Below are 13,088 nucleotides of genomic sequence, written 5' to 3' on the forward strand. Positions count from 1 at the left end.
CCCTATGCTCAGTGTCAAATCCGAACTGCTCACCGCCTTGGCGGCCGAGCTGGAACGCCTCGCCCCCGGTGCCGCCAGCCTAGCGCGCTTCGAATCGCCCAAGCTCGCCGCGCACGGCGACTGGGCCTGCACCGCCGCCATGCCGCTGGCCAAGCAGCTCAAAACCAACCCGCGCCCACTGGCGCAGCAACTGGTTGCGGCGCTGCAGGCGCAGCCGGCCTTTGGGCGCTGGGTGCAGGAGCTGGAAATCGCCGGCCCGGGCTTCATCAACCTGCGTTTGCAGCCCGCCGCCCAGCAGCAGGTGCTGCGCGAGGTCTTGCAAGCCGGTGCGCACTACGGCTGCCAGCCCAGCAACGGCCAGCGCGTGCTGGTCGAGTTCGTCTCGGCCAACCCGACCGGGCCGCTGCACGTTGGGCATGCGCGCCAGGCCGCGCTGGGCGATGCCATCTGCAACCTGCTGCACAGCCAGGGCTGGCAGGTGCACCGCGAGTTCTACTACAACGACGCCGGGGTGCAGATCGAAACGCTGGCGCGCAGCGTGCATTTGCGCGCACTGGGCCACAAGCCGGGCGACCCCGAATGGCCCGAATCCGCCTACAACGGCGATTACATTGCCGACATCGCTGCTGGTTTTCTGGCGCGCCAGACCGTGCGCGCCGACGACCGCTCTTATAGCGCCAGCGGCGACCCGGCCGACCTCGACGGCCTGCGCGAGTTTGCCGTGGCCTGGCTGCGCCACGAACAAGACCTGGACTTGCAGGCGCTGGCGGTGCGCTTTGACCAGTACTACCTCGAATCCAGCCTCTACACCAGCGGCCGGGTGGCGCAGACGGTGCAGCGGCTGGTCGAATCCGGCCACACCTACGAGCAAGACGGCGCACTGTGGCTGCGCAGCACCGCTTTTGGCGACGACAAAGACCGGGTCATGCGCAAGTCCGCCACCGTGGCGCCCGACGGCAGCCCGCTCGAAGGCGGCTACACCTACTTCGTGCCCGATGTGGCCTACCACATCAGCAAATGGGAGCGCGGCTACACCAAGGTCGTCAACATCCAGGGCAGCGACCACCACGGCACCATCGCGCGCGTGCGCGCCGGCTTGCAGGCGGCCGGGGTCGGCATCCCGAGCGGCTACCCGGACTACGTGCTGCACACCATGGTGCGCGTGCTGCGCGGCGGGCAAGAGGTAAAAATTTCCAAGCGCGCTGGCAGCTACGTGACGCTGCGCGACCTGATCGAGTGGACCAGCCGCGACGCGGTGCGCTTTTTCCTGCTCTCGCGCAAGCCCGACACCGAATACACCTTCGACGTCGATTTGGCGGTGCAACAAAACAACGACAACCCAGTCTATTACGTGCAGTACGCGCACGCCCGCATCTGCTCGGTGCTGGCGGCCTGGGGCGGCGCGCGCGAGCAGTTGCAAACGGTGGACTTGAGCCCGCTGCAAGGCCCGCAAGCGCAGGCGCTGCTGCGCCTGTTGGCGCGTTACCCCGAGGTGCTGAGCAACGCCGCCGCCGACTTTGCCCCGCACGACGTCAGTTTTTATCTGCGCGAACTGGCTGCCGCCTACCACAGCTACTACGACGCCGAGCGGATTTTGGTCGATGACCCGCTGCTCAAACACGCCCGCCTGGCGCTGGTTGCCGCCACCGCCCAAGTGTTGCACAATGGATTGGCGCTGCTCGGAGTGAGCGCGCCGGTGAAAATGTGATGCCCGCCCTGACACACCCCGCAAGCCCCATTGCTCACGCCATGAATATCCGGCCTCCCTCTCGCCATCGCGGCAGCACGCTGCTGGGTTTTGCCGCCGGCCTGCTGCTGGGGCTGGCGCTGGCGTTGGTGGTGGCGCTCTACGTCACCCGATCGGCCACGCCCCTCGAAGACCGCAACGCCCAACGGCCCGCCACCTCGCCCGCGCAAGAGGCCGAACAAAACCGCAACTGGAACCCCAACGCCGGGCTCTCGACCCGGCCAGTGACTCCGGCTGCGCCGCCCGAGGCAGCCACGCCGCCTCTGGCCGGGTCGACGCCCGCCACCACACCTGCTGGCGCAGCCGCAGGTGCTGCCACGCCCGCCGCCCCGGCCGCCGACCCCATGGCCCGGTTGATCGAACAGCGCCTTGCTGCTGCGGCCCCTGCTGCTGCGGCAGCCGGCATCAGCTATTTCGTGCAAGCCGGCGCCTATGGCAATGCCGAGGAAGCACAAGCCCAACGCGCCCGGCTTGCCATGTTGGGCTTTGATGCCAGCGTGAGCGAGCGCCAGCAAAACGGACGGCCCATCTTCCGGGTTCGCTTAGGACCTTTCGTTACCCAAGCCGAAGCCGATGCCATTGGGCAGAATTTGCAAGAGCAAAACATTGAAACCGCGCTGGTGCGGGTGGCGCGCTAAGGCCGCCTACACCCCAGTTGCAACGGCCGGTAAGCACGCGGAACTTCAGCGCCCCATTCACAACTCACAGTCGCGGTAGGCCGTTCGATTGGCCCGATTCAGATCAAGGACGCACCATGCACAGACGCCGATTTTCGCAAGCCTTGGCAGGCCTTGGCGGCCTCGTCGCCACCGGCAGCGCGTTGCCACTTGGGGCCCAAACCCCAGCCGCTGCCCCGGCATTTCGTGAAGGCACGCACTACCGCCGCTTGCGCCAGCCGGCCCCAGTCGATGCGCCGGCCGGCCGCATCGAGGTGCTGGAGTTCTTTGCCTACACCTGCATCCACTGCCACCACTTTGTGCCGGTTTTCAAAGCCTGGAAGCGCACCGTGCCCGCCGACGTGGTGGTGCGCCATGTGCCTGTGGGCTTTGCGCCCGAGTTCGAACCGCTGCAGCGCCTGTTCTACACCCTTGAGGCGATGGGCCGCCTCGACAGCCACCACGAGCGCGTGTTCCAAGCCATCCACGGCACCCAACGCCAGCGCCTGCACAACGCCGAGACCATCGCCCAATGGGCCGCCAGCGCCGGGCTGGACCGGGCGCGCTTCACCCAGACTTACAACTCCTTTGCCGTGGTGAGCCGGGTGCGCCGCGCCACCCAGTTGCAAGACGCCTACCAGGTCGAGGGCACGCCGGCGCTGGGCATAGCCGGGCGCTTCTACATTCCGGGGCAGGCCGAGCGCACGGTGCAAGTGGCCAATATGTTGATCGCACGGGTGCGCCGCGGCTGAGACGCCATCCGACTTGGCGCGGCGTCCATTTGCGGGCGTTGCGCGCCGGCTGTGGCTACAATGCCTGCATCGCCTGATTGATGCAATTTTCGTGCCCACCCACACCGCCCCCACCCCCCGCCCCAAGGCTGCCCCGCACTGGCGTGCAGTCGGGCTGGCCTTGCTTCTGGCCTGTCTGAGCGCACCTGCGCTGGCGCAACCCAGCGAGCGCGAACAACCCATGCTGATCGAGGCCGATGCCCTGCAGCACGACCAAACCGGGCAAGTCAGCGTCTTCACCGGCAACGTGGTGATCACCCAAGGCACGCTGCTGCTGCGCGGCCAGCGCGCCGAGCTGCGCCAAGACGCCCAAGGCAACCAATCGGGTGTGCTGCAAGGTGCGGCGGGCCAGCGCGCTTTTTTCCGCCAACAACGCCCGGGGCTAAACGAGGTGCTCGAAGGCGAGGCGCTGCGCATCGAGTACGACAGCGCCAGCGGCAACCTGCGCCTCGTCAACCAAGCCGTGGTGCGTCGGCTGCGCGACGGCGCCCTGAGCGACCAAGCCAGCGGCAGCCTGATCGTCATGAACCGCCAAACCGAGCGTTTCACGGTAGACGGCGGTGCGGCGGCGCGCACCCCCGACAACCCAGCCGGCCGCGTGCGCGCGCTCATCGTCCCGCGCCCGGCCACCCCCCCGGCCACCCCCCCGGCAGCGCCCGCCGCTGCCCCGCTGCAGCCCAGCCCGCAACTGGAGCCGCGCCGATGAGTGTGGCCGCCGAGCGCAGCAGCCTAGAGGTGCGCGGGCTGCAAAAGAGCTATGGCCGGCGCCAAGTCGTCAAAGACGTGTCGCTGCGCCTGGCCAGCGCCGAAGTGGTGGGCCTGCTGGGCCCCAACGGGGCCGGCAAGACCACCTCGTTCTACCTCATCGTCGGGCTCATTCGACCCGACGCGGGCACCATCTTGCTCGACGGGCAGCGCATCGACCGCCTGCCGATCCACCGCCGCGCCCAAATGGGGCTGGGCTACCTGCCCCAGGAAGCCTCGATCTTTCGCAAGCTCACGGTGGCCGAAAACGTGCGTGCGGTGCTGGAATTGCAGCGCGACGCCGACGGCCGGCCGCTGCCGCCACAGCGCATCGAGCAGCGCCTCGATGCCTTGCTCGATGAACTGCACGTGGGCCACTTGCGCGACTCCCCGGCGCCGGCGCTTTCGGGCGGCGAGCGGCGCCGGGTCGAGATCGCGCGCGCCCTGGCCACTGAGCCGCGCTTCATCCTGCTCGACGAGCCCTTTGCCGGCATCGACCCGATCGCCGTGATCGAGATCCAGCGCATCATCGGCTTTTTGAAGGAGCGCGGCATCGGCGTGCTCATCACCGACCACAACGTGCGCGAAACGCTGGGCATCTGCGACCACGCCTGCATCATCAACGAGGGCCGCGTGCTGGCGCAGGGCACACCGGCCGAGATCGTGGCCAACCCGGAGGTGCGCCGGGTCTATCTGGGCGAGCACTTCCGCCTCTGAATGTGGTGGCCATGAAGCAAGGTCTGTCGCTGCGCCTGAGCCAAAACCTGGCGCTCACGCCGCAATTGCAGCAGTCGATCCGCCTGTTGCAACTGAGTACGCTGGAGTTGGAGCAAGAGATCGGGCAGATGCTCGACGACAACCCATTTTTGGAACCCGACCCCGCCGATGAGCCGTTCGAGGCCAGCCCAGCGGCGCCGCCCGAGGCCGCATTGGCTGCCCACGCCGAGCTCGATGCGCCTGCCAGCCACGATGCGGGCGCTGGCGCACCCGATGAAGTGCCCGCCCTCGACGCCGCTTTCGAGGCCGCCTGGACAGGCGCAGCGACGGACTCCGGCGGGGGGGGGCCAGAGGCCGAGCACCACGATGCGGGGGATTTCGCTGAGTCCAGCGATCCGGGCGACTGGGGTGAGCCGGGCGCTGCCCGCTCTGGGGCCGCGCCCGAGGACGACAATGGTGCGGGGCCCGACTGGGCGCGCGCGCCCGAGTCGCTGACGCAGCACCTGCACCAGCAAGCCTGCGCCCTGCGGCTCGAACCCCAGGTGGCACTGGCCTTGCACGCCCTCATCGAGTCGCTCGACGACGACGGCTACCTCGCCGATGGGCTGGACGAATTGGCTGCTGCCCTGTGCGGCATGGAGCAAACCAGCGGGGCCCACGCGCCCGATTCCGGCCTCCACACCATGGCACCGCTGTCAGCGTCGCAACCCATGGCAACTGACCGTCGGCACGCCCACTGGCAGCACTGCCTGCAGCAGGCCTTGGAGCAGTTGCAGCAAATGGAGCCCACCGGCGTGGGCGCGCGCAACCTGGCCGAGTGCTTGCAATTGCAGATTCTGGAGCTGCGCAACCGCCCCGAGAGCCGCACCGCGCTGGCCATCTGCCAGCAGCCGCTCGACTATCTGGCGCGGCGCGACAGCCGCCGCTTGGCCCAACTGTGCCGCTGCAACGAGGCCTTGGTGCGGGCCGCCTTTGGGCTGATCGCCCGCCTCGAACCCAAGCCTGGACGCCGCTTTGCGGTGCTCGAACCGCACCAGTTGCGCCCCGATGTGATCGTGACGGCGCAGGGGCGCGGCTTCAAGGTCGCGCTCAACCCCGAGGTGCTGCCGCGGCTGCGCCTGCACGAAACCTATGCCCTGGCCCTGCGCCAAGGCCGCGGGGGCGGCCAGTCTCACGCGGGGCTGCAGCAGCACCTGCAAGAGGCGCGCTGGTTCATCAAAAACATCCAGCAGCGCTTTGACACCATCTTGCGCGTGGCCAGCGCCATCGTGGAGCGCCAGCGCCCGTTTTTTCAGCACGGCGCCCTGGCCATGCGGCCACTGGTGCTGCGTGAAATCGCCGACGAAGTGGGGCTGCACGAATCCACCATCAGCCGCGTCACCAGCGCCAAGTTCATGGCCACGCCCCAAGGCACCTATGAATTCAAATATTTTTTTGGTTCGGCGCTGGCCACCGAGGCCGGCTCCAGCGCCTCCAGCACCGCGGTGCGGGCCCTGATTCAGCAACTGATCGCCGCCGAAAACCCCAGCCACCCCCTGAGCGACAACCAGCTTGCCGACCTGCTCAAAGCCCAAGGCATCGCCTGCGCGCGCCGCACCGTGGCCAAATACCGCGAGGCGCTGCGCATTGCCCCCACCCATTTGCGCAAAGCGCTCTGAACCCCCATGCACAACCTGACCCTGTTCCTGCCCTGCCCCGCCGGGGTGGAAGACTATCTGCTGGCCGAAGTGCAACAGATCTGCCCGGCGGCCCAAAACCTGCGGCGCCAGCGCGGCGGGGTCGAGCTCACGGCCGACTGGGACGACATGCTGCGGCTCAACCTGCACAGCCGGCTGGCGCAGCGCGTGCTGGTGCGGCTGGCGCTGCAACCCTGCCCCAATGAAGATGCGCTCTACGAGGCTGCCTACGCCGTGCTGTGGGAGCTGTGGTTCACGCCCGCGCAGACTTTCAAGGTCGAGCTCACGGCCCAGCACAGCCCGTTCCAGAGCCTCAATTTTGCCGCCCTGCGCATCAAAGACGCGGTGTGCGACCGCATGCGCGAGCGCCTCGGGCAGCGCCCCAGCGTGGAGACGCTGCAGCCCGAGGTGCGCCTGCACGCCCACCTGGGGCCGGAGCAGGTCTGGCTCTACATCGACACCTCGGGCGAGCCCTTGTTCAAGCGCGGCTGGCGCACCGACACCGGCGATGCGCCGCTCAAAGAGACGCTGGCCGCGGCCATGATCGCCGCCAGCGGCTGGACCGGCCTCGATGCGCAAGGCCAGCCGCAGCCGCTCTACGACCCCTGCTGCGGCAGCGGCACGGTGGCGATCGAGGCGGCGCAGCGGGCGCTGCACATCGCTCCCGGCAAATTGCGCCGCTTTGGCTTCGAGCGTCTGTTGCCACACCAGCCGGCGCGCTGGCAGGCGCTGCGCCAGCAAGCCGTGGCCGCCGAGCGACCCGTGCCGGGCGGCCAAGCCTTTGTTTTTGGCTCCGACGTGGCGTTTCGGATGGTGGACTTTGCGCGCCGCAACGCCGAGCGCGCCGGGGTGGCGCAGGCCATCGAGTGGCGCGGCGGCGATGCCTTGGAGCGCCTGCCCCCTTGCCCGACGCCGGGGGTGATGCTGCTCAACCCGCCCTATGGCGAGCGCATCGCAGCCGCCGGCGTGGCCGGGCAGTCGGCGCAAACGCGGGCCCGGCCTGAGCCGGCGCAGGGGCTCGTGCCCGGTGCCGGCCGCGAAAGCGCCCGCCACGCCGATGGCGAGGAAAACACGGCATTTTTCTCGCAACTGGCCAGCCACTGGAAAAAAAACTACGCCGGCTGGACCGCTTGGCTGCTCAGCCCAGACCCGCAACTGCCCTCGCACATGCGCCTCAAAGCCACGCGCCGGGTGCCGCTCTGGAACGGCCCGATCGAATGCCGCCTGTTTCGTTTTGACCTGGTCGCCGGCAGCGCACGCACACCCCGCGCTGGCGCTCAGCCCAACGACACCACCCCCGAGTAAAGTAAAACTATGTAGCCAATACGGACTTTTTGACCGGCCTAGCTGATGCCTGTGCGAAAGTTGGTTTATACTTTCTTCGGGTCGTTTAACACCGGCCCCCCGCTTTTCCTCCCTGAGCGGGTGCCTTTGTGTGTGACAGCAAAAAGGCTTCCAAACCTGGCTCCTCTAGAGCCAGGTTTTTTTTCGCCCCTTGTCTGCGGGCACCGGCTCGGCGCGTAGCGGCTTCAGTCAAAAATATCGCTCAACCACGATTTTTTCTTTTTCTGGCCGGAGCCGGCAGCAAAACCGCCCGAGAGCCCGCCGCCCAGCCCGCCCTTGAGACCACCGGCCAAGCCACCCAGTTTGCTGCCCAGCCCACCGCCCTGCGCGAAGCCACCGCTGCGCTGGCGAAAGTCGGAGTCTTCAAAATCCGGTTGACGAACTTGGGCGCCGCTGCGCCCGGCCGGGGCCTGGCCGAGACTGCGCTCGATCAGCTTGTCGAGTTCGCCACGATCCAGCCAGACGCCACGGCACTGGGGGCAGTAGTCGATCTCCACGCCCTGGCGATCGCTCATCACCAGCTCCACATTCACGCAGTTGGGGCATTTCATCAAAGGCTCCTTTAAGCCAGTTTGGGGAACTTTGCAGTCTAGGGCCTAGCGGGTGCCAAAAAAAGCAGAAAATCAGGCAACTTTACATCGCCACAAGCTGAACATGAGCCTCTCTTACAGCTACCGCCACCTGTACTACTTCTGGATCGTGGCCCAGGAGGGTGGCATGTCCAAAGCCGCCGCGCGGCTCGACATGGCGGTGCAGACCGTGAGCGCGCAAGTGCGCGAGCTGGAAAAGGCGCTGGGCTGCCAGTTGCTCAAACCGGCCGGGCGCGGTGTGGCCCTGACCGAGGCCGGTGTGCTGGCCGCGCGCCAAGCGCAGCAGATTTTCGAGCTCGGCGAGGCGCTGCCCGCGCTGCTGCGCCAGGCGGCGCTGGCGCCCAGGGTGCGGCTGGCGGTGGGCCTGGCCGACGGGCTGCCCAAGCTGGAGGTGCTGCGCCTGCTGCGCCCGGTGCTGGATGTGCCCGATCTGCACCTGATCTGCCACGACGGCGAGATCGACGACCTGCTGGCCGATCTGGCCATGCACCGGCTCGATGTGGTGCTGACCGACCACCCGGTGAGCAGCCGCGCGCACCTGAAGGTGCACCACCACCGCTTGGCCAGCAGCGCCTACGGCTGGTTCGCTGCGCCGCCTTGGCTGCATGCGGCGCAGCGCGCTTTCCCGGCTGCGCTGCAAGGGGTGCCGCTGTTGCTGCCCACACGCCACGCCAGTGTGCGCGCGCAACTCGACCAGTGGCTGGCGCGGCACGGCCTGACGCCGCGCATCGCCGGCGAGTTTGAAGACAGCGCCCTGCTGGAAACCTTCGGTGGCCAAGGCATGGGGGTGTTCCCGGCCGCGCTGGCGCTGGCCGAGACGCTGCAGCAGCGCCATGGCGCCTCGCTCGTCGGCGTCTGCGAAGGCGTGGCCGCCCCCTGCTACGCCCTCAGCCTGGAGCGCCGGGTGGCGCATCCGCTGCTGCGCCGCCTGCTCGAACAAAGCGCTTGAGCGCTTGGGCGGGGTGGGGCGGGCCGCCGCAGAGCGAGGCGCACGCGCGCGCTCAGCGCTCATCGAAACTCAGGCGCAGCCGCTCACTCTGCGCCCGCGCCTGGCAGGTGAGCACAAAGCCACGCGCCACCTCATCGGCGTGCAGCCCGAAGTTTTGCTGCATCGCCACCTGGCCTTCGAGCACCTTGGCGCGGCAGGTGCAGCACACCCCCGATTTGCAGGAGTAGGGCAAGTCCAGCCCGGCTTCGAGGGCCGCATCGAGCACCGACTCGTCGCGGCCCAGCGCCAGCTCGTGCCGCTTGCCATCGAGCAGCAGCTCCATGCGCACCCCTAGTGCCGCCTTGGCCGCATCTTGTTGCAGCCCTTGGGCGTCGCGGTCGGCCTGCACCCGCACCGCCACGGCGGCGCTGGTGGTGAAGCGTTCGGTGTAGATGCGGTGCGCTGGCACCCCGGCGGCTTGCAGCGCCGCCTGGGTGGCCTCGATCATGGCTTCGGGGCCGCAGACGAACACTTCGTCCATGCTGCGCGCCGGCAGCAGGGTGTCGATCAGGGCCTGAACCTTGGCCTGGTCGATGCGCCCTTGCAGCAAGTCCACCTCCTGCGCCTGGCGCGACAGGATGTGGATCATGGTGAAGCGGCTCGGGTAGGTGTCTTTGAGGTCTTGCAGCGCCTCGTTGAACATCACGCTGGCCATGCGCCGGTTGCCAAACACCAGCGTGAATTTGGACTCGGGCTGCTCTTGCAGCGTGCTGGCGGCGATCGAGAGAATGGGGGTGATGCCCGAACCGGCAGCGAAACCCACGCGGTGTATGGCGCGCGCTTTTTTGACGGTAAACGCCCCCTCGGGCGGCAGCACCTGCAGCGTGTCGCCCACCCGAATGGCGCGCGCGGCCCAATTGGAAAACACGCCCCCCGGCACCGGGCGGATGCCGATCTCGATCTCGCCCTGCTGCTGCAAGCGGCTGCGCGGGCTGCAGATGGAGTAGGTGCGGCGCAGCTCCTGGCCGTCCACCTGGGCGCGCAGGGTGAGGAATTGGCCGGGCTCGAAACCGAAGGTCTCGCGCTGCGAGGCCGGGATGTCGAAGGTCAGCGCCAAGGAGCCCGCCGCTTCGGGGCTGATGCGCTTGACCGTGAGGGGATGAAAACGGGATGCAGACATGGCAAATGCTCCGCGGGGGCGGGCCTCAGTAGGGCTTGAAGTAGTCGAATGGCTCCTGGCAGTCCAGGCATTTGTAGAGCGCTTTGCAGGCGGTGGAGCCAAAGTGCGAGGTCTCGACCGTGTGCAACGAGCCGCAGCGCGGGCACGGCACCGGCGGCGCCGGGTCGGCGGCCCCGCGCACGAAGCGCAGCCGCTCGGGGCCGGCAGCCACCGCGGCGGCACAAGGCAGGGGGGCCGCGATGCCGTAGGCGCGCAGTTTCTCGCGCGCGGCGGGGCTCATGGAGTCGGTGCTCCAGGCCGGGGCCAGTTGGCGCAGCACCCGCACGGGCAAACCCAAGCCCTGCACGGTGGCGCGCACATCGTCCTCGATCTGGTCCATGGCCGGGCAGCCGCTGTAGGTCGGGGTGATCAGCACCTCCCAGACCTCGGGTGCGTCGGCAGCCGGGCGCAGATCGCGCAAGATGCCCATTTCGCGCAGCGTCAGCACCGGGATTTCTGGGTCGCACAGCTGGTCCAGGGCGGCCCAGAGGCGCTCGCGGGTGCCGGCCTCGGCAGCGTGGCTCAAGTCGGTGGCGGGCATGGGGTACCCCGGCCTACCACTGCGCGCCGGGGTGGGCGCGCGCCAGGCACTGCATCTCGGCCAACAAAAAGCCCAGGTGCTCCGAATGCAGGCCCTGCTTGCCGCGCGTCAGATAACCGCTGGCGCTGGGGCGGCGCAAGGTGGCTTCGGCCAGGGTCTGGTCGAGCAGGGCGTCCCAGGCGGCGCGCAAGCTTCCCATCTCGACCCCGAGCCCACTGGCGGCGGCGGCCGCCTCGACCTCGCTCTCGCTCCAGAACTCCTGGGTGTAGGGCATCAGGTGCTCCAGCGCCGCTTGCATGCGCGCCTGCGACTCGGCCGTGCCGTCGCCCAAGCGCAGCATCCAATCGCGCGCGTGGCGCAGGTGGTAGCGCGTTTCTTTGAGCGATTTGGCGGCGATGGCGGCCAGCTCGGGATCGCTGGATTGCTGCAGCGCCTCCCAGCGCAGCACCATCAAGGCGCTGTAGAGGAAGTTGCGAACCAGGGTGGTGGCGTAATCGAGGTCGGTGATGGCATAGCCGACCAGCGGGCCGTGGTGCGGCAGCTCCAGCAAGGTGTAGTTGCGGAACTCGGTGTCGTCGCGAAAGTAGGCCAGCGTGTCTTCGGTCACGCCCTCCCCCAGGCTCTGCGCCACCAACTGATACAGCAGCCGCGCCTGCCCGATCAGGTCCAGGCTGATGTTGGCCATGGCCAAGTCTTCCTCGATCGCGGGGCCGTGGCCGCACCACTGGGCGTTGCGCTGCCCCAGCACCACGGCGTTGTCGGCCAAGTGCAGCAGGTAGGCGAGACGAAAGTCGGTCTGGGTCGCCTCCATCACATATGCCCCACTTCGGCTGGAATCTCGTAAAAAGTCGGGTGCCGATAGATTTTGTCGGCCGCCGGCTCGAAGAACTCCTCTTTGTCCTGCGGCGCACTGGCGCTGATGGCGCTCGATGGCACCACCCAGATGCTCACGCCCTCCTGGCGCCGGGTGTACACGTCGCGCGCCATTTGCAGCGCGTGCGCGGCGTCGCTGGCGTGCAGGCTGCCGCAGTGTTTGTGCTCCAGGCCCTGCTTGCTGCGGACGAATACCTCCCACAGCGGCCAGTCTTTCAAAGCGGGTGTGGCGTTCATGCGGCCTCCTTCAGGGCACGTTGTTGCTGTTTGCGGGCGTGTGCCAGGGCGGCGTCGCGCAGCCACTGGCCGTTTTGGTGCGCCTTGACGCGGGTCGCGAGGCGCTGCTGGTTGCACGGCCCCTTGCCGTTGACCGTGCTCCAGAATTCGTCCCAGTCGATCGGGCCGTGGTCGTAGTGGCCGCGCTCGGGGTTCCATTTGAGTTCGGGGTCGGGCAGCGTGATGCCCAGCACCTGCGCTTGCGGCACGGTGGCGTCGATGAACTTTTGCCGCAGCTCGTCGTTGCTGATGCGCTTGATGCCCCAGCGCATGCTCTGCTCGCTGTGCAGGCTGTCGGCATCGGGCGGGCCAAACATGGCCAGGCATTTCCACCACCAGCGGTTGACCGAGTCCTGCACCATGTGGCGCTGCGCCGGGGTGCCGCGCATCATCACCAGCAGGGCTTCGTAGCCTTGGCGCTGGTGAAAGCTCTCCTCTTTGCAGATGCGGATCATGGCGCGCGCATAGGGCCCGTAGCTGCAGCGGCACAGCGGAATCTGGTTCGAGATGGCGGCCCCATCGACCAGCCAGCCGATCACCCCCACATCGGCCCAGTTCAGCGTCGGGTAGTTGAAGATCGAGCTGTATTTGGCGCGCCCGCTGTGCAGCGCGTCGATCAGGTCGGCGCGCTCGGCCCCCAGCGTCTCGGCGGCGCTGTAGAGGTATTGGCCGTGGCCGCCTTCGTCTTGCACCTTGGCGATCAAAATCGCTTTGCGCTTGAGGCTGGGAGCGCGGCTGATCCAGTTGCCCTCGGGCAACATGCCCACGATCTCGCTGTGCGCGTGCTGGCTGATCTGGCGCACCAGGGTGCGCCGGTAGGCTTCGGGCATCCAGTCTTGCGGCTCGATCCGGCCGTCGGCGTCGATGCGCTCTTGGAAGCGTTGCAGCCGCTCGGCCGATTCGGCCACTTTGAGCGCAGGCGCGGCCTGCTCGGCTGGGTCGGGGATGCTCAAGGCTTGGGTGTACATGGTGGGCTGGCTCCTGCT

At 68.0% G+C, this 13,088-nt stretch carries 14 protein-coding genes; 8 read left to right on the plus strand and 6 right to left on the minus strand.

Translation table 11 applies throughout. The features are described 5' to 3' along the window. Positions 1-4 precede the first annotated feature (4 nt). The 7 genes from argS (at position 5) to SRAA_RS10830 (ending at position 7,636) form a co-directional block, all read left to right on the plus strand. On the plus strand, positions 5-1,708 hold the full coding sequence (argS, locus tag SRAA_RS10800; protein WP_045532675.1) for an arginine--tRNA ligase: 1,704 nt from the start codon (positions 5-7) through the stop codon (positions 1,706-1,708). 41 nt (positions 1,709-1,749) lie between these two features. Further along, on the plus strand, positions 1,750-2,385 hold the full coding sequence (locus SRAA_RS10805; RefSeq protein WP_045532677.1) for an SPOR domain-containing protein: 636 nt from the start codon (positions 1,750-1,752) through the stop codon (positions 2,383-2,385). Positions 2,386-2,501: 116 nt separating this feature from the next. Next, the gene (locus tag SRAA_RS10810; RefSeq protein ID WP_045532679.1) at positions 2,502-3,155 is read left to right on the plus strand and encodes a thiol:disulfide interchange protein DsbA/DsbL; all 654 of its coding nucleotides are present in this window, start codon (positions 2,502-2,504) and stop codon (positions 3,153-3,155) included. A gap of 91 nt (positions 3,156-3,246) precedes the next feature. Then, a complete protein-coding gene (gene lptA, locus SRAA_RS10815; RefSeq protein ID WP_231849286.1) occupies positions 3,247-3,900 on the plus strand; it encodes a lipopolysaccharide transport periplasmic protein LptA in 654 nt (217 codons plus the stop codon). After that, positions 3,897-4,655, plus strand: a complete 759-nt coding sequence (lptB, locus tag SRAA_RS10820; protein ID WP_045532681.1) for an LPS export ABC transporter ATP-binding protein — start codon at positions 3,897-3,899, stop codon at positions 4,653-4,655. Before lptA ends, lptB begins: the two co-directional genes overlap by 4 nt. Before the next feature lie 11 nt (positions 4,656-4,666). Next, positions 4,667-6,313, plus strand: a complete 1,647-nt coding sequence (gene rpoN / locus SRAA_RS10825; protein ID WP_045532683.1) for an RNA polymerase factor sigma-54 — start codon at positions 4,667-4,669, stop codon at positions 6,311-6,313. Between the two features lie 6 nt (positions 6,314-6,319). Beyond that, entirely contained in the window at positions 6,320-7,636 is a 1,317-nt protein-coding gene (locus SRAA_RS10830; protein WP_045532685.1) for a THUMP domain-containing class I SAM-dependent RNA methyltransferase, read from the plus strand. 224 nt (positions 7,637-7,860) lie between these two features. Here the strand turns inward: SRAA_RS10830 and SRAA_RS10835 are convergent, their stop codons facing one another. Then, a complete protein-coding gene (locus tag SRAA_RS10835) occupies positions 7,861-8,226 on the minus strand; it encodes a TFIIB-type zinc ribbon-containing protein (protein ID WP_045532686.1) in 366 nt (121 codons plus the stop codon). A 103-nt stretch (positions 8,227-8,329) separates the two neighbouring features. On the opposite strand from SRAA_RS10835, the gene SRAA_RS10840 reads away from it, so the two are divergent. After that, entirely contained in the window at positions 8,330-9,214 is an 885-nt protein-coding gene (locus tag SRAA_RS10840; RefSeq protein ID WP_045532688.1) for a LysR family transcriptional regulator, read from the plus strand. A gap of 52 nt (positions 9,215-9,266) precedes the next feature. On the opposite strand, the gene SRAA_RS10845 is transcribed toward SRAA_RS10840, so the two are convergent. The 5 genes from SRAA_RS10845 to paaA are packed head-to-tail and all read right to left on the minus strand — an operon-like array spanning position 9,267 to position 13,070. Then, complete coding sequence (locus SRAA_RS10845; RefSeq protein ID WP_045532690.1) at positions 9,267-10,373, minus strand: 2Fe-2S iron-sulfur cluster-binding protein; 1,107 nt, start codon at positions 10,371-10,373, stop codon at positions 9,267-9,269. 25 nt (positions 10,374-10,398) lie between these two features. After that, complete coding sequence (gene paaD, locus SRAA_RS10850) at positions 10,399-10,953, minus strand: 1,2-phenylacetyl-CoA epoxidase subunit PaaD (protein ID WP_045532692.1); 555 nt, start codon at positions 10,951-10,953, stop codon at positions 10,399-10,401. A gap of 13 nt (positions 10,954-10,966) precedes the next feature. Next, complete coding sequence (gene paaC, locus SRAA_RS10855) at positions 10,967-11,764, minus strand: 1,2-phenylacetyl-CoA epoxidase subunit PaaC (RefSeq protein WP_045532694.1); 798 nt, start codon at positions 11,762-11,764, stop codon at positions 10,967-10,969. After that, a complete protein-coding gene (gene paaB / locus SRAA_RS10860; RefSeq protein WP_045532695.1) occupies positions 11,764-12,063 on the minus strand; it encodes a 1,2-phenylacetyl-CoA epoxidase subunit PaaB in 300 nt (99 codons plus the stop codon). Before paaB ends, paaC begins: the two co-directional genes overlap by 1 nt. Further along, positions 12,060-13,070, minus strand: a complete 1,011-nt coding sequence (gene paaA, locus SRAA_RS10865; protein ID WP_045532697.1) for a 1,2-phenylacetyl-CoA epoxidase subunit PaaA — start codon at positions 13,068-13,070, stop codon at positions 12,060-12,062. The genes paaB and paaA overlap by 4 nt, the downstream gene beginning before the upstream one ends. Between the last annotated feature and the right edge of the window lie 18 nt (positions 13,071-13,088).

Origin of the sequence: Serpentinimonas raichei, from assembly GCF_000828895.1 — a bacterium.
In the GTDB taxonomy this organism is placed as follows: Bacteria; Pseudomonadota; Gammaproteobacteria; order Burkholderiales; family Burkholderiaceae_C; genus Serpentinimonas; species Serpentinimonas raichei.